We start from the raw sequence: 26,005 nt of genomic DNA, 5'->3' as shown, positions 1-26,005 counted from the left end.
CTTCGTCGACCGAGGGGTCAGTCGTGCGAGTGCAGCGGCTTGCCCGCGAGGGCCAGGTGGGCCTCGCCGAGCGCCTCGCTCTGCGTCGGGTGGGCGTGGATGAGCTGGGCGACCTCGGAGGGCAGCGCTTCCCAGTTGTAGATCAGCTGGGCCTCGCCGACCTGCTCGCCCATGCGGTCGCCGACCATGTGGACGCCGACCACGGCACCGTCCTTGACCTGGACGAGCTTGATCTCGCCCGCGGTCTGGAGGATCTTGCTCTTGCCGTTGCCCGCGAGGTTGTACTTCAGAGCGACGACCTTGTCCGCACCGTAGATCTCCTTGGCCTTGGCCTCGGTGATACCGACGGAGGCGACCTCGGGGTGGCAGTACGTCACCCGCGGGACACCGTCGTAGTCGATCGGAACGGCCTTCAGGCCGGCCAGACGCTCCGCCACCAGGATGCCCTCGGCGAAGCCGACGTGCGCGAGCTGGAGCGTCGGGACCAGGTCACCGACGGCGGAGATGGTCGGGACGTTCGTCCGCATGTACTCGTCGACCAGGACGTAGCCGCGGTCCATCGCGACGCCCTGCTCCTCGTAGCCGAGACCGGCGGAGACGGGCCCGCGGCCGACGGCCACCAGCAGCAGCTCGGCCTCGAACTCCTTGCCGTCGGCGAGGGTGACCTTGACACCGTCCTGGGTGTACTCGGCCTTCGAGAAGAAGGTGCCCAGGTTGAACTTGATGCCGCGCTTGCGGAAGGCGCGCTCAAGAAGCTTGGAGGAGTTCTCGTCCTCGAGCGGGGCGAGGTGCTTGAGGCCCTCGATGATGGTGATGTCGGTGCCGAAGGACTTCCAGGCGGAGGCGAACTCGACACCGATGACACCGCCGCCGAGGACGATCGCCGACTTCGGGACGCGGTCCAGGACGAGGGCGTGGTCCGAGGAGATGATGCGGTTGCCGTCGATCTCCAGGCCCGGCAGCGACTTCGGCACGGAGCCGGTCGCCAGCAGGACGTGACGGCCCTGGACGCGCTGGCCGTTGACATCGACGGAGGTGGGCGAGGACAGACGGCCCTCACCCTCGATGTAGGTGACCTTCCGGGAGGCGATGAGCCCCTGCAGACCCTTGTACAGGCCGGAGATCACCCCGTCCTTGTACTTGTGCACGGCGGGCACGTCGATGCCCTCGAAGGTGGCCTTCACACCGAACTGCTCGCTCTCGCGGGCCTGGTCGGCGATCTCGCCCGCGTGGAGCAGGGCCTTCGTGGGGATGCATCCCCGGTGCAGGCAGGTGCCGCCGACCTTGTCCTTCTCGATCAGGGCGACGTCCAGGCCCAGCTGGGCCCCGCGCAGGGCCGCGGCGTAACCACCGCTACCACCGCCGAGGATCACTAGGTCGAAAACGGTGCTGGCGTCGTTCGCCACGTCACGTCCTCCATGCATGTGCGCCGTACGCCGGTCGTCCACGACCGCGCGGCGGCTGGTGTCCGGCCGCTCTTCTTCGGCCCTGTGGTGGGGGCCCTGTCCTGCCGAGCCCCATCTTCGCACTTGTCGAGGGCGAACGAGACGCCGGGCCGGGGTGTGAGACACCACACGCTCAGATGTGAAGGTGTGCTTCGTGACGCGGGCCGACGGCAGCGGCCCCAGGGGCGCGGGGAACTGCGCGACGAGCCACCACGGACCCGCAGCCGCCCACGCCCCTCGGGCATCGAGCTCCTAGGCGAACATCAGCCCAGGTCACCCGAAGCGGCCCGCTCGGCCAGCCGCACCAGTGTCCTGACGGCGGTCCCGGTACCGCCCTTGGGCGTGTACCCGAAGGGCCCGCCCTCGTTGAACGCCGGTCCCGCGATGTCCAGGTGGGCCCAGGTGATCCCCTCGCCCACGAACTCCTTCAGGAACAGCCCGGCGACGAGACCGCCGCCGTAGCGCTCACCCATGTTCGCGATGTCGGCGGTCGGGGAGTCCATGCCCTTGCGCAGGTGGTCCGGCAGCGGCATGGGCCACGCCGGCTCCCCGGACTCCTCGGCGGCCTCGTGCACCGCGGAGCGGAACGCGTCGTCGTTGGCCATGATCCCGAAGGTCCGGTTGCCCAGCGCCAGCATCATCGCGCCGGTCAGCGTCGCCACGTCGACGATCGCGTCCGGCTTGTCCTCGGAGGCCTTGGCGAGCGCGTCGGCCAGGACCAGCCGGCCCTCGGCGTCGGTGTTGAGCACCTCCACCGTCGTGCCGCTGTACATGCGCAGCACGTCACCCGGGCGGGTGGCGGAGCCGGAGGGCATGTTCTCGGCGAGGGCGAGCCAGCCCGTGACGTTGACCTCCAGCTTGAGCCGGGCGGCGGCGACGACCGCGGCGAACACGGCGGCGGCACCGCTCATGTCGCACTTCATCGTCTCGTTGTGCCCGGCGGGCTTGAGCGAGATGCCGCCCGAGTCGTACGTGATGCCCTTGCCGACGAACGCCAGGTGCTTCTTCGCCTTGGAGCTGGTGTACGACAGCTGCACCAGCCGGGGCGTGGCCGCGGAGCCCGCGCCGACGCCGAGGATGCCGCCGTAGCCGCCCTTGGCGAGCGCCTTCTCGTCGAGAACGGTCACCTTGATGCCGTGCTCCTTGGCCGCGGTCTGCGCGACGGCGGCGAAGGCCTCGGGGTCCAGGTCGTTCGGCGGGGTGTTGATGAGGTCGCGGGCGCGGTTCAGCTCCTCGGTCACCGCGATGGCACGCTCGGCGGCCGCCTTGTGGGCCTTGTCGCGCGGCTTCGCGCCGAGCAGGACGACATCGGCGAGCGGCGCCTTGCCGTTCTTGGCCTTCGGGTCCTTGGCGTTGCCCTTGTAGGCGTCGAAGGAGTACGCGCCGAGCAGCGCGCCCTCGGCGACGGCGGCCACGGTGTCGGCGTCCCCGACGGGCAGCGCGAACGCGGCCTTCTTCGTACCGGACAGGGCACGGGCGGCGGCACCGGCCGCGCGGCGCAGCGCCTCCGCACCGAACGAGGCGTCCTTCTCGGGCACCGCGCCCAGGCCCACCGCCAGCACGAGCGGCGCCTTGAAGCCGGACGGCGCGGGCAGCTTCGTCACCTCGCCCTCCGCGCCCGAGGCGCCGAGGGTCTCCAGAAGGCCGGCGAGCTTGCCGTCGTACGCCTTGTCCACGGCTTCGGCGCCCGGCGCTACGACCAGGCCCCCAGGCCGAGATGCAGAGCCCTTCGCGACACCGACCACGATCGCGTCGGCGCGGAGGCCGGGCGCGGCGGCGGTGCTGAGAGTGAGAGCAGTCACGGTGGTGAAATCTCGCTTCCGATTGAGTTTCGGTGGCCGAACGGATGGGTCGACGTGCCGAGAACGAGCCTAGGCCCTTGTTCGGCCCATCGGACCTGGGGCGTGGGCCGGTTGCGTTCCCGCCGTCCGTGCGGTGTCCGCTGCGACCAGCCTCCCCGACTTTGCGCCCCGGGCGTGCAGGGAGATCCCCATGTCTCAGGCGTAGGGGGATCCCTTATCGCCGCGCGGCCGTGGCCGCTCCAGGGTCTTCGCGCACGGCACATACGGTCTTCGCGCGTAGCGTCGGCCACCGGTTTCGCTCACTCCTGCGGGCGTTCACCCCTAGGTGGCTTCATGGTCGGTTTCGTGTCCCCTATGCCATGACCTGGGCCGCGTTCGTCCCGCCGGTGAGGATCGGCTCATCGGTGTGCGTCACTTCCCACCCGAGCCCATGACCGGCGAACCGGCCTGCCTTCACCGGGAGTTCGTGGCCGCGCGGGCGTGCCACCCGGGGCCTCCGTGCACCGCGCCGTACCCGGCGTGGGGGATCATCCCTGGGGTACGTCGCCGCACGCCCTGGAGCCCACCCGATGAGCCGCGCCCCCGCCCGCCGCGCCCTGCTGACCCTGATCCCGCTCCTGTTGGCGGCGGGGTGCACCACGGGGGAGCGGACGGACGCCCACTGGCGGCCGGAGCCCGGCATCCAGTGGCAGTGGCAGCTCAGCGGGCGCCTGGACACCTCCGTCGACGTCCCCGTGTACGACATCGACGGCTTCGACCACTCCGCCGACACGGTCGCCGAGCTGCACGACGACGGCCGCAAGGTCATCTGCTACCTGTCGACCGGCGCCTGGGAGGACTGGCGCCCGGACGCCGAGAGGTTCCCGGACTCGGTGGTGGGCAAGGGCAACGGCTGGGAGGGTGAGCGCTGGCTCGACATCCGTGAGACCGATGTCCTCGAACCCCTGATGGCCGCCCGTATCGACATGTGCGCGGAGAAGGGCTTCGACGCGGTCGAGCCCGACAACATGGACGGCTACCGCAACAGGACGGGCTTCCCCCTCAAGGCCGCCGACCAGCTCCGCTACAACCGTCTCATCGCCCGCCTGGCCCACGAACGGGGCCTCGCGGTCGGCCTGAAGAACGACCTCGACCAGATACCCGAACTCGTGGACGACTTCGACTTCGCCGTCAACGAGCAGTGCGCCCAGTTCGAGGAGTGCGACGACCTGACCCCGTTCATCGAGGCAGGCAAGGCCGTCTTCCACGTCGAGTACGAGAGGCAGACGGGCGACTTCTGCCCCGAGGCCCGGCGCCTGCAGCTCAGCTCGCTGCTGAAGAAATGGGAACTGGGGGCATGGCGGAAGGCCTGCTGATCCCGACCACCCCGGTCGGCGCCCCGCAGACACTTCCCTAAGGTCCCCCTGGAGGTCCCCTCGGGGATCACCCCAGGGTGAACACGACGAGGGCCGCGGTCGCCGCCGTTTCCGCCAGGCCTCCGAAGACATCACCGGTGACCCCGCCGAACCGCCGTACGCAGTGGCCGAGCAGCAGCTCGGCGGCACCACAGGCGACGACGACCGCCAGCACCGCACGGCCCAGGTCGTAGGGGCCGAGGAGGGCCCCCGCGCCCGCCGCCGCGCATGCGACCAGGGCGGCCGTGAGCAGCGCGGACCGAACCGGCACCACCCCCGCCACCGCCGCCCCGAGCCCCTCCGGCCGGGCCGGGGGCATGCCGGCGCGCGCCGCCAGGGTCAGTGCCAGCCGCGCGGCGGTCGCCGAGACGGCCGCCGCGAGGGCGCCCAGCGCCCAGGACTCGCCGTACGCCTCGGTGAGCGCGGCGACCTGGGCCAGCAGCACCAGGACGAGGGTGACCACCCCGAACGGCCCGATGTCCGACTGCTTCATGATCCGCAGGGCGTCCTCGGCGGGCTTGCCGCTGCCGAGGCCGTCGGCGGTGTCGGCGAGCCCGTCCAGGTGGAGCCCCCTGGTGAGGACCGCCGGTACGGCGACGGAGGCCACGGCGGCGAGCAGCGGACCGGAGCCGAGAAGCAGCAGGAGGGCGCCGAGCGCGGCCGCGCCCAGACCGACGACCAGGCCGGCGACCGGCGCCCACAGCATCCCGGCGCGCGCGGCCTCCCGGTCCCAGCGGCGCACGCTCACCGGCAGCACGGTGAGGGTGCCGAACGCGAAACGCGGGCCGTCGAGGAGCGCGGGGCGGGGTGGGAGGCAGGGCTCGGGGGTCGTGGACACCGGCGCAGGCTACCCGGCGGAGCCGACGGCCTCGGCGGCGGCCGGGGGCGGCCGGGAGCGGTCGTGGATAAAGTTCGCATATGGGCCACTGGTGGGAGCGGAACATCATCGAGCCGGGCAAACTGCCCCTGCTTCTCGCGCTCACCGCGTTCGTCCTGACCTTCCTGATCACCCGGGTCATCACCCGCCTGATCCGTGCGGGCAAGGGCCCGTTCCGCAACATCAGCGGCAGCGGCGGGGTGCACATCCACCACGTCGTCCCCGGCATCGTCCTCACCGTCGTCGGCGGCTTCGGCTCGGTGGCGGGCGACGGGCATGGCTTCGGCGCGCTGATCTCCGCCGTGCTGTTCGGCATGGGGGTGGGGCTGGTGCTGGACGAGTTCGCGCTGATCCTGCACCTGGACGACGTGTACTGGAGCGAGGAGGGCCGCAAGAGCGTCGAGGTGGTCGTGCTGACGGCCGCCCTGGTGGGCCTGATGCTGGTCGGGTTCCTGCCCTTCGGCGTCAATGACCTCGACGACGAGGAGGTCCAGGGCCGGGGCGCCGTCATGCTCAGCATGGGGACGAACTTCCTCATCGCCCTGATCGCCCTCGCCAAGGGCAAGACCCGCACGGCGATCTTCGGCGTGGTCATCCCTTTCATCGCCGTCATCGGGGCCATTCGCCTGGCCCGCCCCACCTCCGCCTGGGCCCGCCGTTTCTACCGCCGCCGCCCGCGCGCCCGCGCCCGCTCCTGGAAGCGCGCCTACCGCCACGACCGCCGCTGGACCGGCCCCAGCCGCCGGTTGCAGGACTGGATCGGCGGCGCCCCGGACGCGGCACCGGAACTGGAGTCCGCGGCCCGCCCCGCGCTCCCGGCCGGCCCGTCGGACCCGACCGGGCGCACCGGCCCGCCGGAGTCGGCCGAGCGGCCGGAGCGCCGCTGACGCGCGGTCACGACCCCGTACACCACCAGCACGGCCGCGATCGCCGCCAGATGTTCCTTGCCCGCGAGGTTCTCCTTCACCAGCACCTCGACGACCATCGCCACCACGACCGCCCCCGCCGTGAGGTACGCCCGGTGCCGCCACCCCACGAACACGGCGAGCCCCACCACGGCCGCCGACGGCCCGGTGTCCACGACCCGCGCGTCCGACGCGGGCAGCCCGACCAGGGGGACGTCGGGCCCCAGCGCGATGCCCACGCGCGCGTACAGCGTGCCGGCCAGCGTGGCGACGTACGCGATCACCAGGGTCCGCCGTCGGCCCAGACAGATCTCCGCCATCCCGAACACGAGCAGGATCTGCGCCAGCGCACCCCACACGGGCAGGTCCAGCGCCGGTACGAAGAGGGAGAGCGGTGTCCGCAGCAGTGCGAGCCCGAGCGGGTCCTCCGCCCGCACGGCACCGACGTCCTCGATGAACCGGTAGCCCCAGGGCTGCCGGTGCACCAGGTGAACGGCGGCCGCGAGGCAGACGGCGGTGAGCGTCAGGGGGACGGCCCGCAGACGACGGCCCGTCAGGGCCGGGCGCACGGCCCCGTACAGGCGGCCCCATTCGGCGCGGGCCCGACGGGCGGCCCTGTTCAACGGTCCGTCCTCATCCGTGCGACCTCGTCCGTGCGACTCCAGGAACCAGGCGCGCTGTTGCGCCCGCCGTGGTCGAAGACCGGCCGGAGAGGTGCGAAGTTGAGCGGGACCCGCGTGATCCCGGTCTCTCCCGGCCCGCTCGTCCGGTGGGACTTCTCGCGCGGTTCCCCGCGCCCCGGCAAGCCCAGGCCCCTGCGGGCCCGAAAAGCACGGGGCGCGGCCCCTGCATTTCAGGGGCGCGTGGAACTGCGCGACCAGCCCCCGCTCACCCGCACCCGAAGAACCGACGCCCCGGCCGGGACTCGGGTCGACTCAGGTCGCGTCGTACTCCTCGGCCGGCTTCGCCGGCTTCGGCGCCGTCGCGTCCGGCTCCGCCGCGTCGGGCTCGCGCTCGGGCAGCTCCGCCGCCCACGCCGCCGCGGCCCGCACCAACGGCAGCGCCAGCAGCGCCCCCGCCCCCTCCCCGACCTTCACCCCGTGGTCGAGCAGCGGCTCGATGGCCATCCGGTCCAGCGCCTTGGCCTGGGCCGGCTCCCCGCTGCTCTGCCCGGCCAGCCACCAGTCCGGCGCCCGGAAGGCGACCCGCTGGGCGACCAGCGCGCACGCCGCCGACACCACGCCGTCCAGGATCACCGGCATCTTCCGTACCGCGCTCTGCAGCAGGAACCCGGTCATCGCCGCGAGATCCGCCCCGCCCACGGCGGCGAGCAGCTGCAGCTGGTCCCCCAGCACCGGCCGGGCCCGCCGCAGGGCGTCCCGGACCGCCGCGCACTTGCGCATCCACGTCAGATCGTCGATCGCCCGCCCGCCCCGCCCGGTGACGACGGACGCGTCGGTCCCGCACAGCCCGGCGACGAGAACCGCCGCCGCCGTGGTCCCGCCGACGCTCACATCGCCGAGGACGACGAGATCGGTCCCGGAGTCCGCCTCCTCGTCCGCGAGGGCGACACCCACCCGGAAGGCGGCCTCCGCCTCCTCGGCCGTCAGTGCGTCCTCGACATCGATACGCCCCGACCCGCGCCGCACCCGATGCCGGACGACCTCCGCGGGCAGCGCCTCGGGGTCGCAGTCCAGCGCGAGGTCCACCACGCGCACGGGGACGTCGAGCTGCCGGGCCAGCACCGCCACCGGGCTGCTCCCGTCGAGGACGGCCCGCACCAGCTCGTCCGCCGTGCCCGCGGCCCGCGCCGAGACCCCGAGTCCGGCGATCCCGTGGTCGCCCGCGAACAGCAGCACCCGGGCCCGGCCGATCGGCCGCACCGGCACGGCCGACTGCGCCGCCGCCAGCCACTCACCCAGTTCGTCGAGGCGGCCCAGCGCCCCGGGCGGCACGATCTGCCGCTCCCGCCGCGCCTCGGCGTCGCGGCGCACCCCGCCGTCGGGGCGCTCGATCAGATCGGTGAAGTCGTCGAGATTAAGCGAGCTCATTCGCCGAACAGTACCGGCAGCGATCGAACACGACCGCGCCACACCGTGCCCCCGCGACCGGCGAACGTCCCACCGCGCCACGGGCACGTCGTTGCGCCCGGGATCCCGCTCACCTACGTACCTTTTCGGTGCGAATGTCCGTACGTCATCACCCCGGTCGCGTACGCGATCCCGTCGTTCCCAGGAGCCGCCATGCCCCCCACCCCGCGGCCGGAGCCCGGCCGACCCGCCACGGGAGCCGACCCCTTCCACGAACCGCGCCGGGACGACTGCCCCTGGTGCGGCTCACGGCAGTTGCGTACCCGCGTGCGCGCGCCGGAGGGCAGGCGGCGCACGCCGGGCACCTTCGCGGTGGACGAGTGCCGGGACTGCGCGCACGCCTTCCAGAACCCCCGGCCCACGGCGGACGGCCTGCTGCTCAGACACCACCAGCACCCCGGAGCGGACGACGGCCGGACCGATCCGGACGGGCGCCGGCGCCGCGGACACCATCGGGGCGCCGCCCGCGCACTGCTGCCGTACGCCGAACCGGAGAGCTGGCTGGACGTCGGCACCGGACACGGCCACTTCCCGCAGGCAGCGCGCGCGATCCACCCCTACACCTCCTTCGACGGCCTCGACCCGACCCGGCGCATCGAACGGGCCTGGGAGGCCGGGCGGGTGGAGGAGGCGTACCAGGGCCTGCTCACCGACCCGGAGATCACCGCGCGGCTGCGCGCCCGCTACGACGTGGTCAGCATGTTCCACCACCTCGAACACACCGCCGACCCCCGCGACGAACTCCGCGCCGCCCACACCGTGCTGCGTCCCGGCGGCCACCTCCTCCTCGAAGTCCCGCACCCCGCGCGCCCGTTCGGCACCCTGCCCCTCGGCGACCGCCGCTACTGGAGGCCGCGCGACCGGCCACGCCCCCTCCACCTCATGCCCCCGCGCAACCTGCTCACCGAACTGCGGTCCCTGGGCTACGAGATCCTCACCACCCGCCACTGCACCCCGCTCCCGCCCCGCGCGCACCGCATCCTCGCGCGCCGCACCACGTGACGCGCGCCCCCTGGCGCTTCCACACCCCGTGTCTCACTCCCGTCGGGACCAGCCCGTGCCTCACCCCCGCAGGGACAGCGCCTGTCCCGCCACCACCAGCAGCACGTGCTCGCACTCCGCCCCGAAGGACGCGTTGAGCCGCCCGAGTTCGTCGCGGTAGCGGCGGCCGGAGGCGGTGGCGGGGACGATGCCGGAGCCGACCTCGTTGGAGACGGCGACGATCGTGCGGCGCGTGTGCCGTACGGCGTCGGTCAGTTCGGTGACGCGCGCCCGGAGCGCGCGCTCCCCGCCGTCGGCCCACTCGGCGTCGTCCCACGCCCCCACCTCGTCCATCGCGTCCGTCAGCCACAGGGAGAGACAGTCGATGAGCAGCGGCGGCCCGTCGTCCTCCTTCAGCAGCGGGACGAGGTCGCACGTCTCCACGGTGCGCCAGGAACCGGGCCGCCGCTCCCGGTGGGCGGAGACCCGCTCGGCCCACTCCCCGTCGCCGCCCCGCGTCCCGCCGGTCGCCACGTAGAGCACGTCCGGGAACGCCTCCAGCCGCCGCTCGGCCTCCACCGACTTCCCCGACCGCGCCCCGCCGAGCACCAGCGTGCGGCGCGGTACGTCGGGCACGTCCTCGTAGGCCCCCACTGTCAGCGTCGTCCCGTCGGGCACGGCGCGCGCGCCCGCCGCAGCGAGCCGGCGCGGCAACTCGCCGTCCGCCGGCACGTCGTGGTCGATGTGGACGGCCACGACATCGGTCGTCGGCCCGACGGCACCCGTCCTCCGCAGCCGCGCCAGCGCGTCCGGCCGCCCGAGGACGTCGGCGAGCACCATGTCGTACGGCTCCGCCGCGTGCTCCTCCAGGCCGGCGGGCGCGCCCCTCGGGGGCAGGTACAGCAGCCGCTGCCCGCCCGGCCCGGTCACCGCGTACCCGGTGCCCGGCGCGTCCAGGGCCAGTGCCCGCACCCGGTGCCCGGTCAGCAGCGCCAGCTCACGCCCGTCCGGCACCCGGCCCGGCTGCGGCAGCCCCGGCGGCACCTCCACGGCGGGTCCGTCGTGCGGGTGCGACAGCAGTACCTGCCGCACCCCGGTCAGGGAGTGCCCGGCGCGCGCGGCCGCGAGGGCGGCGCCCGGAGTGAGGTCGAGCAGCAATGCGCCGTCCACGAGCAGCGCGGTCGCCCCGCGCGCGGCATCACCGAGCGCGGTCGCGCACACCGCGCACGGGCAGTCGGGGCGGGGAAGCCCCGCGGGGGCGCCGGTGCCGAGCAAAGTCAGTTCCACGCCCCCGATTTTCGCGTGTCCCGATGACCACCCGCAGGTCTTGTGCGTCCGACTAGGCTCAGGGGAGGAACCGGATCTTGCTTGGCACCCTGTGTGCGGTGCCGGGCCGGTACTTACGGAGGCTCACATGGCGGCATGGCTGTGGCGGTTCGAGAAGGCCGACGGGGCGGAGGTCCAGCCCGCGGTCCAGCCCGAGGAGTTCACGACCCAGGGGGACGCCGAGTCGTGGATCGGGGAGCACTGGAAGGAGCTTCTGGAGGGCGGCGCCCACCAGGTCCGCCTCTTCGAGGACACGACGGAGATCTACGGCCCGATGAGCCTGCAGGCGTAGTGCTCCGCGGCGGGGCGGGGTTCCTGTCCGGGGCTCCGCCCCGCCCCCGCCCCGAGCCCCGCACCCCCGAGCTGCCGGGCGTCCCTCAGCCCCGCACTCCACACAGGTGCAGCAACGCCGCCACCTGCCGATAGGGATCCGTCCGCCCCGCCCGTTCCTCCGCCGCGAGCAGCGCCTCCAGGTTCCCCTGCCCGTCGGGCACCACCGCGTCGTCCGCGGCGAGATCCGTGAACACCCGCACCCCGTACCACGCGTGCAACGGCGCCCCGATCCCCGCCAGCGCGTCCGTCAGCGTCGCCAGTCGGTCCGCCCGCACATCCAGCCCGAGCCGATTGCGGTACGCGGTGGTGTCGAAGGCGGCCAGCGCCCCGGCCCAGTCCCCGGCCAGCCCCGCCCGCATCGCGAGCGCGTCGCCGTTGCGCACGAGCAGGGACAGCAGTCCCCCGGGCGCCAGCATCCGCGCCAGCCCCGCCAGCAGCGCGTCCGGCTCCTCGACATACATCAGGACGCCGTGACAGAGCACCACGTCGAAACTGCCCGGCAGGAAGTGCACGCCCGTGTCCCGGCCGTCGCCCTCCACGATCCGCACCCGCCCCCGGATGCCCTCGGGCTCCGCGGCGAGCGCCTCCCGGGCGACGGCGATCAGCTTCGCCTCCCGTTCGATCCCGGTCACCGCGTGCCCGGCACGGGCCAGCCGCAGCGCCTGCGTGCCCTGCCCCATGCCCACGTCCAGGACCCGCAGCCGCTGGCCGACCGGGAAACGTCCGGCTATCTGCTCGTCGACCTGCCGGGAGACCAGCTCCTGGCGTACGACCTCACGCAGAGTGCCCAGCCGGTTCAGCCAGGCCTGCGCCGCACTACCGGAGAAAGGGGTCGTGCTCAGGGCCGCTCTCCGCGCTTGACCTGCGGCTTCGGCAGCCGGAGGCGACGCATCTGGAGCGTGCGCATCAGGGCGTAGGCCACCGCGCCCTTCTTGTTCGCGTCGGGGAAGCGCTCGTTCAGCTGCTTCTTCAGGCGGAACGCGAGAGCGATCGAGTCGACCACGATCAGCACGATCACGAACAGCCACAGCAGCAGCGCGACGTTCTGCAGCGACGCCACCCGCACCATGCTCAGCACGAGGATGAGCACGGCCAGTGGCAGGAAGAACTCGGCGATGTGGAAGCGCGAGTCCACGAAGTCACGGGCGAACCTGCGCACGGGACCCTTGTCCCGGGCGGGCAGATAGCGCTCGTCGCCGGTGGCCAGCGCCTGGCGCTGCTTCTCCATGGCGGAGCGGCGCTCGTCGCGGGAGCGCTTGGCGGCCTCCTTGCGCGTCGTCGGCGTATTGGCGACGCTTCGACGCTGGCCTTGGGCCACACTCCGCTTGGGAGTGGGCCGCCCCTTGGGGGCCTGCGGGTGACGGGTCTGCGGGGAGTCGGTCACCGCCGCCTTGTCGGCGGCCGATTCCTTCTCGCTCTTGGCGCGGCTACGGAACACAAAACCCAAGGGTACGGGGTGCCGGGGCATGGACCCCAGCCGAGTGGGGAACGATCCGGCAACACCCGGCGTCCGTACTGGAGACAGAGGTGGGGCGACAGTGGCCGGGAAGCAGCCCGGGTACCGGAAAAGGGGGAGCGCGGTGACGGTTCGTCCGTAGGTAAGGCGCGGTGTTCCGCGGGACCGGTTCGTACGCGACCCCGGGGACCACCTACTCCCTACGCCGGAGCGGTGCCGTACACAGTCGTCCTTGGGGATGAGCGCATCCGTCCCCGAACAGTGCGGTAATAGAAGCAGGGCCCGTACTGTGGGTTCTGTCGCAGACCTGTGAGCTGGAGTTCCGTCAGAAGGGGGCGCGCGAAGCCCATGAGCGGTGTCATGAAGCGTATGGGGATGATCTTCCGCGCGAAGGCGAACAAGGCCCTTGACCGGGCCGAGGACCCGCGCGAAACCCTCGATTACTCGTACCAGAAGCAGCTGGAGCTGCTCCAGAAGGTGCGCCGTGGCGTGGCCGACGTGGCCACGTCCCGCAAGCGTCTGGAGCTCCAGCTCAACCAGCTCCAGTCCCAGTCCTCGAAACTGGAGGACCAGGGCCGCAAGGCGCTCGCGCTGGGCCGCGAGGACCTGGCCCGCGAGGCGCTCTCGCGCCGTGCCGCGCTCCAGCAGCAGGTGACGGACCTGGAGACCCAGCACTCCACGCTCCAGGGCGAGGAGGAGAAGCTCACCCTCGCCGCGCAGCGCCTGCAGGCCAAGGTCGACGCCTTCCGGACGAAGAAGGAGACGATCAAGGCCACGTACACCGCTGCCCAGGCCCAGACCCGGATCGGTGAGGCGTTCTCCGGCATCTCCGAGGAGATGGGCGACGTCGGTCTCGCCATACAGCGCGCCGAGGACAAGACGGCGCAGCTCCAGGCCCGCGCCGGCGCCATCGACGAGCTGCTCGCCTCCGGTGCCCTCGACGACCCGTCCGGCATGCACAAGGACGACATCCAGGCCGAGCTGGACCGCCTCTCCGGCGGTACGGACGTCGAGCTGGAGCTCCAGCGCATGAAGGCGGAGCTGGCGGGAGGCCCGTCCGCCCAGCAGCAGGCCATCGAGGGCGGCACGGGCCAGTCGGCCCCGCAGCAGCAGTCCCAGCGGCAGGACACTCCGCGTTTCGAGAAGTAGGCGTCTCGTCCCCGAGGAGGGCGACATGATCGTACGGATCATGGGGGAGGGGCAGGTGAGGCTGGACGACGCCCACCTCGCCGAGCTGAACAAACTGGACGACGTCCTCCTCGCGGAGATGGAGGTCGGCGACGGCCAGGGCTTCCGCCACACCCTCCACGCCCTCCTGGACAAGGTCCGCGAACTGGGCGCCCCTCTCCCCGACGACTCCCTGGAGCCCTCGGAGCTGATCCTCCCGGCCCCGGACGCGACGTTGGAGGAGGTCCGGGAGATGCTCAGCGACGACGGTCTGATCCCGGGGTGACCTCACGGACACGGGAGACCGGCCCGCGGAGCAGTCCGAGGGAATGGGGCGGTACTGACCTCGCGGCCACCACCGCGGGGGCGCGACCGGCCCCCACGCACCCCCGCCCGACCACCTCGCTCTCTCTCGGCAAGCGCGTCAGGGCCTGGCTGACGGCGCACCCCACCGCCCTGGACGCGGCCCTCGCCGTCGGTGTCCTCGCCGCGATGGTGGCGGGCGCCTTCGTCGACCCCCACGCCGAGCACGGCGCCAAGTGGGGCGCCCGTACCCCCTCCGCCCTGAGCTTCGCGCTCATGGTGCCGGCCGCCGCCGTCCTGATCGCCCGCCGCCGCGCCCCCCTGGCCGTGCTGGCCGCCACCTGCGCCCTCACCCTCGCCGAACTGGCGACCGGCGACCCGCGCGCCCCCGTCGCGATGTCCGCCGTCATCGCCCTGTACACCGTCGCCTCCACCACCGACCGCCCCACCACCTGGCGCGTGGGCCTGCTGACGATGACCGTGCTGACGGGCACGGCCATGCTCGCCGGCCCGCTGCCCTGGTACGACCAGGAGAACATCGGCATCTTCGCCTGGACCGGCATGGCCGCCGCGGCCGGCGACGCGGTGCGCAGCCGCCGCGACTTCGTGCACGCCATCCGGGAACGCGCCGAGCGGGCCGAGCGCACCCGCGAGGAGGAGGCCCGCCGCCGGGTCGCCGAGGAGCGCCTGCGGATCGCCCGCGACCTGCACGACGTCGTCGCCCACCACATCGCCCTGGTCAACGTGCAGGCCGGGGTCGCCGCGCACGTCATGGACAAGCGGCCCGACCAGGCCAAGGAGGCCCTCGCCCACGTCCGTGAGGCCAGCCGCTCCGCGCTCGGCGAACTGCGCGCCACGGTCGGTCTGCTCCGCCAGTCCGGCGACCCCGAGGCCCCCACCGAACCCGCCCCCGGCCTGGTGCGGCTCGACGAACTCGTCGGCACCTTCCGCAGCGCGGGCCTCGCGGTCGAGGTGGTCCGCGCCGACGAGGGCGTGACCCTCCCGGCCGCCGTCGACCTCGCCGCGTACCGCGTCATCCAGGAAGCCCTCACCAATGTGCACAAGCACGCGGGCGAGACGGCGAAGGCCGAGGTCAGCGTCGTACGCGTCGGCCCGAACGTGGAGATCACCGTCCTCGACGACGGCGCCGGGCAGACGAAGAAGGACGCCGAGGGCGAGGCGGCCGACGGCGGCGGCCACGGGCTCCTCGGCATGCGTGAACGGGCCACCGCGCTGGGCGGCACCCTCACCACCGGTCCCCGCTACGGCGGCGGCTTCCGCGTCCATGCGATCCTGCCGCTCACGACCCGCACGACCGCCGTGCAGGCGGCACGACCGTGACCAGCGCCCCGGGGGACCCCGTATGACGATCCGTGTCCTGCTCGCCGACGACCAGGCCCTGCTGCGCAGTGCCTTCCGGGTGCTCGTCGACTCGGAGCCGGACATGGAGGTCGTGGGGGAGGCGTCGGACGGGGCGGAGGCCGTGCGGCTGGCGAAGCTGGAGCGGGCGGACGTCGTGCTGATGGACATCCGGATGCCGGGCACGGACGGGCTGGCCGCCACCCGTCTGATCAGCGCCGATCCGGCGCTCACCCAGGTCCGCGTCGTCATCCTCACCACCTTCGAGGTCGACGACTACGTCGTGCAGTCACTGCGCGCCGGCGCCTCCGGCTTCCTCGGCAAGGGCGCCGAACCGGAGGAACTGCTGAACGCGATCCGCCTCGCCGCCGGCGGCGAGGCCCTGCTGTCACCCACCGCCACCAAGGGCCTGATCGCCCGTTTCCTCGCCCAGCCGGACGACTCGGCCGACGGCGACGCAGGTGCCGCCGCCCGCTCGGAGCGCCTCGCCACCCTGACCGGTCGCGAGCGGGAGGTGCTCGTCCAGGTCGCGGGCGGCCTCTCCAACGACGAGATCGCCAAGCGGCTGGAGGTCAGCCCGCTGACCGTGAAGACGCACGTCAACCGGGGCATGGCCAAGCTCGGCGCCCGCGACCGGGCCCAACTGGTGGTCTTCGCGTACGAGTCGGGCCTGGTACGCCCAAGGGTGGACTGAGAGCGCCCGGGACTACTCCACCCGGAGTAGGCGGGGGATAAGGAAATGGCCCTGGGGAGCGAGGGAACAGGGGCCCCCTATGGCCCAGGGTATGAGGTGAGCGCTCACATCCGCTTCACACGGGCGACACATGGGGGGATCCAGCCGCATGTGGCACGGGCGTTCGACCTCTGCTCACGCCACGGAAGAGAGACCCTGACCCATGTCCTGGCTGTCTCGGTTCAGCCTCGCACAACGGGCCCTCGTCGGTCTGATGTCGATCATCGCGCTCGTCTTCGGGGCGATCGCGATACCCCAGCTCAAGCAGCAGCTGCTGCCCACCATCGAACTGCCCATGGTGTCCGTGCTCGCGCCCTACCAGGGCGCGTCCCCGGACGTGGTCGAGAAGCAGGTCGTCGAGCCCATCGAGGACAGCCTCGAAGCCGTCGACGGCATCACGGGTGTCACCTCCACCGCCAGTGAGGGCAACGCCCTGATCATGGCGTCCTTCGACTACGGTCCCGGCACCGACCAGCTCGTCGCCGACGTCCAGCAGGCCGTCAACCGGGTCCGGGCGCAGCTCCCCGACGACGTGGACCCGCAGGTGATCGCGGGATCGACGGACGACATGCCGACCGTCGTCCTCGCCGTGGCCTCCGACCAGGACCAGCAGGCCCTGGCCGACCAGCTCGACCGGACCGTGGTTCCCACGCTGGAGGACATCGACGGCGTCGGCCAGGTCACCGTCGACGGCGTACGGGACCTCCAGGTCACCGTCACCCCCGACGAGGCGAAGCTGGCGAAGGCCGGCCTGAGCACGATGGCCCTCAGCCAGGCCCTCCAGGCCGGCGGCGTCACCGTCCCCGCGGGCTCCTTCGACGAGGACGGCGCCAACCGCACCGTCCAGGTCGGCGGCGGCTACACCTCGCTGGAGCAGATCGAGAACCTGATGGTGCGCGGCCAGGGCGCCAAGAAGCCCGTACGTCTCGCCGACGTCGCCGCCGTCAAGGAGGAGCAGGCCAGGGCCGACTCGATCACCCGGACCAACGGCGAGCCGAGCCTCGCGGTCATGGTCACCATGGACCGGGGCGGCAGCGCGGTCGCCATCTCCGAGGCCGTCGAGGACAAGCTGGCGGACATGCGCCGGGACCTGGGCTCCGGAGCCACCGTGACCGTGGTCAGCGACCAGGGCCCGGCGGTGTCCAAGTCCATCGACGGACTGACCACCGAGGGTGCCCTCGGCCTGGTCTTCGCGGTCCTGGTCATCCTGGTCTTCCTGGCGTCGATCCGCTCGACCCTCGTCACCGCGGTGTCCATCCCGCTGTCGGTGGTCCTGGCGCTGATCGTCCTGTGGACCCGCGACCTGTCCCTCAACATGCTCACGCTCGGCGCGCTGACCATCGCCATCGGCCGGGTGGTCGACGACTCGATCGTCGTCCTGGAGAACATCAAGCGTCACCTCGGCTACGGCGAGGAGCGCGAGGAGGCCATCCTCAAGGCGGTCCGCGAGGTCGCCGGCGCGGTCACCTCCTCCACCCTGACGACCGTCGCGGTGTTCCTCCCGATCGGTCTCACCGGCGGGATGGTGGGCGAGCTGTTCGGCAGCTTCTCGCTGACCGTGACGGCGGCCCTGCTGGCCTCCCTCGTGGTCTCGCTGACCGTGGTCCCGGTGCTGTCGTACTGGTTCCTGCGCCCCCCGAAGGGCACGCCGGAGGACGCCGAGGAGGCCCGCCGGAAGGCCGAGGAGAAGGAGGCGAGGAGCCGCCTCCAGCGCTTCTACGTCCCCGTCCTGCGCTTCGCCACGCGCCGCCGGCTGACCAGTGTGGCCCTGGCGGCCGTCGTCCTGGTCGGCACGTTCGGCATGGCCCCGCTGCTGAAGACGAACTTCTTCGACCCGGGCGACCAGGAGGTCCTCAGCCTCAAGCAGGAGCTGAAGCCCGGCACCAGCCTCGCGGCGACCGACGAGCAGACCAGGAAGGTCGAGAAGCTGCTCGCCGGCACCGAGGGCGTCAAGGACTACCAGGTCACCATCGGCTCCTCCGGCTTCCTCGCCGCGTTCGGCGGTGGCACCGACTCCAACCAGGCCTCGTACAGCGTCATGCTGGACGACTCGGCCACGGCCGCGGACGTCCAGGACACGATCGAGAAGGGCCTCGCCGGGCTCTCCGGGGTCGGTACGACGACCGTCGCGGTCGGCGACGCCTTCGGCAGCCAGGACCTGAGCGTGGTCGTGAAGGCCGCCGACGCCGGCGTCCTGCGCAAGGCCGCCGAGCAGGTCCGTGACGCGGTCTCGACGATGGACAACGTCTCGGACGTCACCAGCGACCTCGCCCAGAGCGTGCCCCGGATCTCGGTCCGGGCCACCGACAGGGCGGCCGCGGCCGGCTTCGACGACCAGACCCTCGGCGCCGCCGTCTCCCAGGCCGTCCGCGGGACGACCAGCGGCCGGGCGATCCTCGACGACACCGAGCGGGACATCGTCATCAAGTCGGCGAAGCCCGCCGAGACCTTGAAGGAGCTGCGCGACCTGCGGCTCGGCGCGGTGAAGCTGCGCGACATCGCGGACGTCGAGCTGGTGGACGGCCCGGTCTCCATGACCCGGATCGACGGCCAGCGGGCCGCGACGATCACGGCGAAGCCCAAGGGCGACAACACCGGCGCGGTCAGCACCGACCTCACCGCCAAGCTGGACGGCCTGAAGCTGCCCGAGGGCGCCACCGCCGACATCGGCGGCGTCTCCGAGGACCAGGACGAGGCCTTCGCCTCCCTCGGCCTCGCGATGCTCGCGGCGATCGCGATCGTCTTCATGCTGCTGGTGGCGACCTTCCGGTCCCTGGTCCAGCCGCTGATCCTGCTGGTCTCGATCCCGTTCGCGGCCACCGGCGCCATCGGTCTGCTGATCATCACCGGCACGCCCTTGGGTGTCCCCGCGATGATCGGCATGCTGATGTTGATCGGCATCGTGGTGACGAACGCGATCGTGCTGATCGACCTGATCAACCAGTACCGCCGCCAGGGCTACAGCACGGTCGAGGCGGTCATCGAGGGCGGGCGTCACCGCCTCCGCCCGATCCTGATGACGGCACTGGCGACGATCTTCGCGCTGCTGCCCATGGCGCTCGGCATCACCGGCGAGGGCGGCTTCATCGCCCAGCCGCTGGCCGTGGTCGTCATCGGCGGCCTGATCACCTCGACGCTGCTGACGCTCCTGCTGGTCCCGACCCTCTACACGATGATCGAGATCCGCAAGGAGCGCCGGGCGAAGAAGAAGGCCCTGAAGCGGGCGGGCAAGGCGTCCGAGCCGACGAAGCCGGAGTCCGGCTCGCAGGCGGAGAAGCCGGAGCCCGCCGGGGTCTGACACCCCGTGAGGCCCAGGGCGGCCGGGTTGCGGAACCATAGGGTCCGCGGCCCGGCCGCCGTGCGTCGCCCGCACGTATCCTGTGCCTCTGATCGCTGGTTGGACTGCTTGTCGGGGGGAGGGACCAGGGCGTGCCGCTGCGCAGCGACGACCCCGGATCGGTCGGCGGGTACAAGGTGGTCGACCGGCTCGGCACCGGCGGCATGGGCGTCGTCTACCGGGCGAGATCCCGCTCCGGGCGCGAGGTCGCCGTGAAGGTGGTGCACGCCCAGTACGCGCAGGACCCCGTCTTCCGCAGCCGGTTCCGCCAGGAGATCGAGGCCGTCCGCAAGGTCAGCGGCGCCTTCACCGCGGCGGTCGTGGACGCCGACCCGGACGCGGAGCGCCCCTGGATGGCGACCCAGTACGTGCCCGGCCGCTCGCTCGCCCAGCGGATCCGCGACCACGGCCCGCTCCGTCACACCGAACTGCGCCCCTTGGCCCTGGGGTTGGTGGAGGCGTTGCGGGAGATCCACCGGGCCGGCGTGGTGCACCGGGACCTGAAGCCGGCCAACGTGCTGATGGCGGACGACGGCCCCCGGGTCATCGACTTCGGCATCTCGCGCGCCGCGGACAACCTCTCCCTGACCGAGACCGGCCAGATGATCGGCACCCCGCCGTTCATGTCCCCGGAACAGCTCACCGACGCCCGTACGGCGGGCCCCGCCTCGGACGTGTTCTCGCTGGGGACGCTGCTGGTGTACGCCCTCACCGGGCGGGGGCCCTTCGACGCGGACAGCCCCTATCTGACGGCCTACCAGGTGATGAACGACGAACCCGTGCTGGACGGGGTGGACCCGCGGCTGGGCTCCGTACTGACGCGCTGTCTGGCCAAGACGGCCGCCGACCGGCCCGGACTCGACGAACTGGCGCGGGAGTTCGAGGCCGTCCTGCCGCAGCCGGAGCCGGGTGCCCTGCCGAGGGTGCCCCGGCGCGAGGAGGTCGCGGCCGCCGCCACCGAGATCCACCTGGAGAGCGGCGCGGACCCGGCACCCACCCCGCACCCCGCCCGCCGCCGTCTCCGCCCCCTGTGGGCCGTGACCGGCACCGTCGGCGTACTGGTCCTCGGACTGACCGCCTACCTGCTGGGGCCCGGCCAGGCGCGCACCGGTGACGCGGCGACGCCCGCGCCGTCCCCGACCTCCCGCTGGACGCCGCCGCCCAGTGGCTGGAAACCCTGGCAGACGACGCTGTTCGCGACGGCGGCGGCGGGCGCACGGCGGTCACTGCCCGCGAAGGACGGCGACAACGGCGGTGCTCCCTCCTGCCAGGGGCACGGGGACGACGTCTACTGCGGGGGCGCGGGAGTCCTCCCCGTCCGCCTCGACGGCCGGACCGGCAGGACGGTCTGGCGGGCGGGCATCGCGCCGGCGACCACCGTGCGGGACCGGTACTACGCAGGCATCCTCGGTGTCCGGGACGGCACGGTCCTCGTGCAGCAGACCGTCTTCAGCGGCGAACCCGTCGTGGACCCCATCGATCTCGTCGCCCTCGACGCGGACACCGGCGAGCGGCTGTGGACCCGCCGGGTGGGCAGCACCGACATCGACTCGGCAGTGATCGGCGACCTCGTCCTCACCGCCGCACCCGACGGCCGGACGCTCACGGCCCGTTCCTTGCGCACGGGCGCCGAGCGCTGGTCCCTGCCGTTGCCCGTCGGCCACCACTGCGTGTTCACGTCGGCCGGAGCGGGCACGTACGCGCACTGCCGTCCGGTGACCCGGGACGCCAAGGCGGCGAACACGGAGTCCCGGGTCCTGGTCGTGGACCGCGCCGACGGCTCGGCCAGGACCGTGAAGGTGCCGCTGGGCAGCGTCCTCCTCGGCGTGAAGCAGGGAGATCTGGTCCTGGTCAGGGAGGACACCGAGCACACCGACGGGGCCCCCGGCAGCGACCCGGTATACGACACGACCCTGCTCGTGGACCTGGAGACCGGGACCCGTGTGACGACGAAGCCGGGCCGGAACGGGCGGGGCCGGGCGGCCCTGGCGGGCGGCGTGCTGGTCTACACCCGGTCGGGCGGCCAGGTGACCGCCGTGTCACCGCACACGGGCGAGCTGCTGTGGCGGACCCGAACCAGTCTGGAACGGCCGGGCGAGCCCGCGTACGACGCCGCGACGAGCACCCTCTACCTGGTCAGCGACACCGGCAGGGTCGCGGCGCTCGACAGGGTCAAGGGCACCCTGCTGTGGGAGACGCTGCCCAGGACCACGCCGACCTGGTCCGTCCAGGGCACTCCCTGGGCGAGCCCCCGGGCGGGAGCGCTGGTCGTGGCCGTCGCCGACGGCACGGTCTTCTCCCTCGACCCCGCCCACCCCGACCGCGAACCCGCCGCGTCGGGGTGAGCACGTGTCCCGCTCGGTCCCCGGGAACGGTTACGGCAGCGCCAGCATCCGCTCCAGCGCCAGCTTCGCGAACGCCTCCGTCTCCTTGTCGACCTCGATGCGGTTGACCAGGTTGCCCTCGGCCAGCGACTCCAGGGTCCAGACCAGGTGCGGGAGGTCGATGCGGTTCATGGTCGAGCAGAAGCAGACCGTGCGGTCGAGGAAGACGATCTCCTTGCCCTCCGGCGCGAAACGGTTCGCCAGCCGCCGGACCAGGTTCAGCTCGGTGCCTATGGCCCACTTGGAACCGGCCGGAGCGGCCTCCAGCGCCTTGATGATGTACTCGGTCGAACCGACGTGGTCGGCCGCCGCCACGACCTCGTGCTTGCACTCGGGGTGGACGAGGACGTTCACGCCCGGGATCCGCTCCCGTACGTCGTTCACGGACTGCAGGCTGAAGCGGCCGTGCACCGAGCAGTGCCCCCGCCACAGGATCATCTTCGCGGCCCGCAGCTGCTCGACCGTGAGGCCGCCGTTCGGCTTGTGCGGGTTGTACAGGACGCAGTCGTCGAGCGACATCCCCATGTCCCGCACGGCGGTGTTGCGCCCCAGGTGCTGGTCCGGCAGGAACAGGACCTTCTCGCCCTGCTCGAAGGCCCAGTCCAGGGCCCGCTTCGCGTTCGACGAGGTGCAGATCGTGCCCCCGTGCTTGCCGGTGAAGGCCTTGATGTCGGCCGAGGAGTTCATGTACGACACGGGCACGACCTGCTCGGCCACGCCCGCCTCGGTCAGCACGTCCCAGCACTCGGCGACCTGCTCGGCGGTGGCCATGTCGGCCATGGAGCATCCGGCGGCCAGGTCCGGCAGGACGACCTTCTGGTCGTCGCCGGTGAGGATGTCCGCCGACTCGGCCATGAAGTGCACACCGCAGAACACGATGTACTCGGCCTCGGGCCGTGCCGCCGCGTCCCGCGCCAGCTTGAAGGAGTCGCCCGTGACGTCCGCGAACTGGATGACCTCGTCGCGCTGGTAGTGGTGGCCCAGCACGAAGACCTTGTCCCCGAGCTTCTCCTTGGCGGCGCGGGCGCGCTCCACCAGGTCGGGGTCGGACGGGGAGGGGAGGTCGCCCGGGCACTCGACACCTCGCTCGCTCCGCGGGTCGGCCTCGCGGCCGAGCAGCAGCAGGGCGAGGGGCGTCGGCTGTACGTCGAGTTCCTGGGTCTGGGCGGTGGTCACGGCACGCACCCTTTCTGTTCTGCGGCTCGCCGCCCCCTGGGAGGGGCGGCGGGACAACCGGGCGATCCTTTTCGTCGAATTGACGCTATCTATCATATCCGCTTCACGTCAGTTTGACGATGGCCATAGTGTCCATGTGACATGAATCCCGGCCGCCCGCGCCGAACGGCCTGGCTCGCCCCGACGCGTGGCGTTGTCCACAGCCCCCCGCGACCTCGTGTCCCTGCCGCGGGCCATGTGCGAGCATGAAGAGAGACGCGTGGCTCATCCGCGCGACCCGGAATGAATCCGGGGCTCCGACGGTTGCACCCGTCGGCAAGCAGTCTCCGTACAACCCGGGAGAGATGTAGATGTCCGTATCGGACGAGACCGGCACCGTCACCGACGGCATCATCGTGACCGACGCCGCCGCGGCCAAGGTCAAGGCCCTGCTCGACCAGGAAGGCCGTGACGATCTGGCGCTGCGCGTCGCCGTTCAGCCCGGCGGCTGCTCCGGCCTGCGGTACCAGCTCTTCTTCGACGAGCGCTCGCTCGACGGTGACGTGGTCAAGGACTTCGACGGCGTGAAGGTCATCACCGACCGCATGAGCGCCCCGTACCTGGGCGGCGCCACCATCGACTTCGTCGACACCATCGAGAAGCAGGGCTTCACCATCGACAACCCGAACGCGACGGGTTCCTGCGCCTGCGGCGACTCCTTCAGCTAGGGTCCCCGCGCGCGGCAGCGGTACGCGCACGGCGACGTTCAGGTACGACGAAGGCGGCGTCCCCCTCCACGGGGGACGCCGCCTTCCGTCATCCCGGGCCCGGTGCGGCCCCGGCGGCGCCTACCGCGGCTCCAGCTCCGCGATGCCGCCCTTCGGGATCGCCTCGCCGTCCGACCCGACCACCTTCCGGTCGCCCAGCGGCTCGTCGAGGCGCACCGTCCGCTCCATCGCCTTGGCGATCAGGATGCAGGCCCTGCCCTCCCGCGGGGTGTCGGTCACGGTGACCCGCACCTCGCCCGACTCCTCGCTCACCCCGGCCGTGTACGCGCTGCACACCCCGCCCCAGAAGGTCACGGTCAGCTCGTCGCCGTCGACCGTCCAGCCCTGGATCCGCACATCGCGCGAGGACGCGCCGGTGGAGGGTGTGTCACCCGGCCCACCGGGCTTCTCGGTCGGCGCCGAACGGGACTCGGGGCCGGCCAGGTACGCGGGGTCGATCGCCGGGTGGGTCACCGTGTAGGTGTCCTCGGCCCCGGTCGGCCGTACCTCGAACAGCCAGGACGGCACCAGCGCCGGCCGCCCGTCCACCTGGTGCGAGGCCAGCCCGAACACCGCCTTCTCGACGGCGACCGCCTCCGGCTTCGGTGCCGTGGTCACCCGCTCGCACGGCGTCTCGCCCGACGTGGCCGTCCCGCTCCCGACGACCGCCCCGTCCTCCCTCTCCAGCGGTACGGGACCGGTGCAGCCGCCGATGCCGCCGCGCTCGGTGCCGGCGCCGCCGCCTTCGGTACCGACGCCCTGCCCGGAGCCGTTCAGCAGCTCCAGCGTCCGGTCCGCGTCCACGACGGGGTACGTGTCGCTCCTGACCGGCGACTTCAGGTTGCCGCTGCCGCCGAGCACCTGGCCGTCCGCGCCGATGCGGATGCCGGTCGCCCAGCCGTACGTGGGCAGCCCGCCCACCTCGGGGTCCGCGTTCACCACCCGTACGGCGCCCATGAGCTGGGTGGCGTCGAGCTTGGCGTCGTCCTGGCCGACGGCCTTGAGGACGGGCGCCGCGGCCTTCCGGGCCACCGCCTCGCTCACCGGGTCGCCGGCGCCGGCCGTGCCGCCGGACGCGCAGACGGTCACCTTTACGCAGTTGTCCGTGCCCGGCGTGTACCGGTCGAACGTCCAGGCCCCCGGCGCCTGCCGGCTCACCCGCAGCACCGGCTCCGAACCGTCCCCGGCCGCCCCCACCCGCCAGCCCTCACCCTCGGCCGTCGGCTTGCCCGTCACCCCGAGCGCCTCGGCGAGCCGCGCCACCTCGGCGGCCGTCACCTCGCCCTTCAGCACGTACACCGGAGCCGAGCCGGGGCCCTCGGGCAGGTCGTCACCGGCGCGGTAGGTCACCCCGTAGGGGTTCGGTTCACCGGGCGCGATGCCGTTCGAACCGCCGCCGGAGTATCCGTCGAGCGCGAGCGGCGGGGGAGTGCCGTCGCCGCCGGGCGCACCGGACCCCTTGCCGTCGCCCCCGGACCCGTCGGAAGCGGTGGTGGCGAGGAGCGCCCCACCACCCCCGACCAGCAGCACCGCGGCGGCCACGGACGCGACGATCACCCGGGAGCGCCGCCGGCCCGACCGCTCGGCACCGCCGCCGCCCACGACCTCGGCGCTCGCAGCGTCCGCATCCGCATCCGCGTCCGCATCCGCGTCCGCATTCGCAGTCGTATCCGTAGACGCAGCCGCGTCCGTGGAATCGGCCGCTCGCGCAGGCTCATCCGCCCGGTCGGCGGCCTCTGCCCCGTCCGTCTCCGCCTCGGTGGCGTCATCCCCGGCAGCCCCGAGCTCCTCGGCGGCGTCGGGCTCGGGGCCCTCGTCCGGGTTCTCGGGGTTGTCGGGTCGCTCGGAGTTCACCGCATCGCTCCTTCGGCAGGTCGTACACCGCATCCCCTCTACGGGGGACAGCGATGGGACGCGGCGCGCGAGCCGGCGGTTCCCTCAGTAGCCGTACTCCGGCATCGCGTCCACCAGCCGGGCGGACGCCACGGGCACCGTGACCCCGTGAATGAGCGAAGGGGAGACCGGAGCCGTAATGACCTTCGCGGGGGCCGCCCAGTGCGGAGCCATCCGGGCGCAGTCACCGCGCAGTGCCGCGAGGCTGCCGCCGTCCGGGTCGAACGGGGCGGAGCCGTGGATCTTGAGGTTCGTCATACCGGCACCGTACGCACCGCGAACCCGCGAAGAAAGACCT

21 protein-coding genes are annotated in these 26,005 nt (G+C 72.6%); 11 read left to right on the top strand and 10 right to left on the bottom strand.

Annotated elements, in window-relative coordinates:
- Positions 1-17: 17 nt before the first annotated feature.
- A complete protein-coding gene (lpdA, locus tag STRBO_RS0130075; RefSeq protein ID WP_020115284.1) occupies positions 18-1,406 on the bottom strand; it encodes a dihydrolipoyl dehydrogenase in 1,389 nt (462 codons plus the stop codon).
- 302 nt (positions 1,407-1,708) lie between these two features.
- Positions 1,709-3,247, bottom strand: coding sequence for a leucyl aminopeptidase (locus tag STRBO_RS0130070; protein ID WP_005478372.1), 1,539 nt, complete (start codon positions 3,245-3,247; stop codon positions 1,709-1,711).
- A 569-nt stretch (positions 3,248-3,816) separates the two neighbouring features.
- Here STRBO_RS0130070 and STRBO_RS0130060 point away from each other — a divergent pair.
- Complete coding sequence (locus STRBO_RS0130060) at positions 3,817-4,602, top strand: endo alpha-1,4 polygalactosaminidase (protein WP_005478367.1); 786 nt, start codon at positions 3,817-3,819, stop codon at positions 4,600-4,602.
- A 67-nt stretch (positions 4,603-4,669) separates the two neighbouring features.
- Here the strand turns inward: STRBO_RS0130060 and STRBO_RS0130055 are convergent, their stop codons facing one another.
- Positions 4,670-5,479, bottom strand: a complete 810-nt coding sequence (locus STRBO_RS0130055; protein ID WP_005478366.1) for an adenosylcobinamide-GDP ribazoletransferase — start codon at positions 5,477-5,479, stop codon at positions 4,670-4,672.
- Positions 5,480-5,559: 80 nt separating this feature from the next.
- On the opposite strand from STRBO_RS0130055, the gene STRBO_RS0130050 reads away from it, so the two are divergent.
- Positions 5,560-6,405 (top strand): hypothetical protein, encoded by an 846-nt coding sequence (locus STRBO_RS0130050; protein ID WP_005478365.1) that lies wholly within the window; start codon positions 5,560-5,562, stop codon positions 6,403-6,405.
- Between the two features lie 953 nt (positions 6,406-7,358).
- On the opposite strand, the gene cobT is transcribed toward STRBO_RS0130050, so the two are convergent.
- Positions 7,359-8,474: a nicotinate-nucleotide--dimethylbenzimidazole phosphoribosyltransferase gene (gene cobT / locus STRBO_RS0130040; RefSeq protein WP_005478362.1), complete on the bottom strand. Its 1,116-nt coding sequence runs from the start codon at positions 8,472-8,474 to the stop codon at positions 7,359-7,361.
- Between the two features lie 192 nt (positions 8,475-8,666).
- Here cobT and STRBO_RS0130035 point away from each other — a divergent pair, with 192 nt between their 5' ends.
- Positions 8,667-9,515: a class I SAM-dependent methyltransferase gene (locus tag STRBO_RS0130035; protein WP_020115281.1), complete on the top strand. Its 849-nt coding sequence runs from the start codon at positions 8,667-8,669 to the stop codon at positions 9,513-9,515.
- A 60-nt stretch (positions 9,516-9,575) separates the two neighbouring features.
- Here STRBO_RS0130035 and STRBO_RS0130030 read toward each other — a convergent pair whose 3' ends face one another.
- Entirely contained in the window at positions 9,576-10,781 is a 1,206-nt protein-coding gene (locus STRBO_RS0130030) for a bifunctional adenosylcobinamide kinase/adenosylcobinamide-phosphate guanylyltransferase (RefSeq protein WP_005478360.1), read from the bottom strand.
- Between the two features lie 127 nt (positions 10,782-10,908).
- On the opposite strand from STRBO_RS0130030, the gene STRBO_RS0130025 reads away from it, so the two are divergent.
- A complete protein-coding gene (locus STRBO_RS0130025; RefSeq protein ID WP_005478359.1) occupies positions 10,909-11,112 on the top strand; it encodes a hypothetical protein in 204 nt (67 codons plus the stop codon).
- Positions 11,113-11,197: 85 nt separating this feature from the next.
- Here the strand turns inward: STRBO_RS0130025 and STRBO_RS0130020 are convergent, their stop codons facing one another.
- Both STRBO_RS0130020 and STRBO_RS0130015 read right to left on the bottom strand, forming a co-directional pair.
- The gene (locus STRBO_RS0130020; RefSeq protein ID WP_028796922.1) at positions 11,198-11,911 is read right to left on the bottom strand and encodes a class I SAM-dependent methyltransferase; all 714 of its coding nucleotides are present in this window, start codon (positions 11,909-11,911) and stop codon (positions 11,198-11,200) included.
- Between the two features lie 80 nt (positions 11,912-11,991).
- Complete coding sequence (locus tag STRBO_RS0130015) at positions 11,992-12,621, bottom strand: DUF3043 domain-containing protein (protein WP_202498791.1); 630 nt, start codon at positions 12,619-12,621, stop codon at positions 11,992-11,994.
- Positions 12,622-12,957: 336 nt separating this feature from the next.
- Here STRBO_RS0130015 and STRBO_RS0130010 point away from each other — a divergent pair, with 336 nt between their 5' ends.
- The 6 genes from STRBO_RS0130010 to STRBO_RS0129985 all read left to right on the top strand — a co-directional run bounded on the left by STRBO_RS0130010 (position 12,958) and on the right by STRBO_RS0129985 (position 21,853).
- Positions 12,958-13,758: a PspA/IM30 family protein gene (locus STRBO_RS0130010; protein ID WP_078531418.1), complete on the top strand. Its 801-nt coding sequence runs from the start codon at positions 12,958-12,960 to the stop codon at positions 13,756-13,758.
- Between the two features lie 25 nt (positions 13,759-13,783).
- The gene (gene pspAA, locus STRBO_RS0130005; RefSeq protein WP_005478354.1) at positions 13,784-14,062 is read left to right on the top strand and encodes a PspA-associated protein PspAA; all 279 of its coding nucleotides are present in this window, start codon (positions 13,784-13,786) and stop codon (positions 14,060-14,062) included.
- A 149-nt stretch (positions 14,063-14,211) separates the two neighbouring features.
- Positions 14,212-15,420, top strand: coding sequence for a sensor histidine kinase (locus STRBO_RS0130000; RefSeq protein WP_106438203.1), 1,209 nt, complete (start codon positions 14,212-14,214; stop codon positions 15,418-15,420).
- A gap of 22 nt (positions 15,421-15,442) precedes the next feature.
- Positions 15,443-16,132 carry a response regulator gene (locus STRBO_RS0129995; RefSeq protein WP_005478352.1) on the top strand — a complete coding sequence of 230 codons (690 nt, stop codon included), beginning with the start codon at positions 15,443-15,445 and terminating at the stop codon, positions 16,130-16,132.
- Positions 16,133-16,334: 202 nt separating this feature from the next.
- The gene (locus tag STRBO_RS0129990; RefSeq protein ID WP_005478350.1) at positions 16,335-19,469 is read left to right on the top strand and encodes an efflux RND transporter permease subunit; all 3,135 of its coding nucleotides are present in this window, start codon (positions 16,335-16,337) and stop codon (positions 19,467-19,469) included.
- 131 nt (positions 19,470-19,600) lie between these two features.
- Positions 19,601-21,853 carry a protein kinase domain-containing protein gene (locus STRBO_RS0129985; RefSeq protein ID WP_005478349.1) on the top strand — a complete coding sequence of 751 codons (2,253 nt, stop codon included), beginning with the start codon at positions 19,601-19,603 and terminating at the stop codon, positions 21,851-21,853.
- Between the two features lie 30 nt (positions 21,854-21,883).
- Here the strand turns inward: STRBO_RS0129985 and nadA are convergent, their stop codons facing one another.
- Complete coding sequence (gene nadA, locus STRBO_RS0129980) at positions 21,884-23,068, bottom strand: quinolinate synthase NadA (RefSeq protein ID WP_005478348.1); 1,185 nt, start codon at positions 23,066-23,068, stop codon at positions 21,884-21,886.
- 350 nt (positions 23,069-23,418) lie between these two features.
- Between nadA and STRBO_RS0129975 the strand changes: the two genes are divergently transcribed.
- Complete coding sequence (locus tag STRBO_RS0129975) at positions 23,419-23,775, top strand: HesB/IscA family protein (RefSeq protein WP_005478347.1); 357 nt, start codon at positions 23,419-23,421, stop codon at positions 23,773-23,775.
- A gap of 120 nt (positions 23,776-23,895) precedes the next feature.
- Here STRBO_RS0129975 and STRBO_RS0129970 read toward each other — a convergent pair whose 3' ends face one another.
- Positions 23,896-25,668: a hypothetical protein gene (locus STRBO_RS0129970; protein ID WP_020115276.1), complete on the bottom strand. Its 1,773-nt coding sequence runs from the start codon at positions 25,666-25,668 to the stop codon at positions 23,896-23,898.
- Between the two features lie 84 nt (positions 25,669-25,752).
- Complete coding sequence (locus STRBO_RS0129965) at positions 25,753-25,965, bottom strand: hypothetical protein (RefSeq protein ID WP_005478341.1); 213 nt, start codon at positions 25,963-25,965, stop codon at positions 25,753-25,755.
- Positions 25,966-26,005 lie beyond the last annotated feature (40 nt).

The organism is Streptomyces bottropensis ATCC 25435 (assembly GCF_000383595.1).
GTDB lineage: Bacteria > Actinomycetota > Actinomycetes > Streptomycetales > Streptomycetaceae > Streptomyces > Streptomyces bottropensis.
Note: the sequence above shows the minus strand (reverse complement) of the source record. Positions and strands in the feature narration are given on the sequence as shown.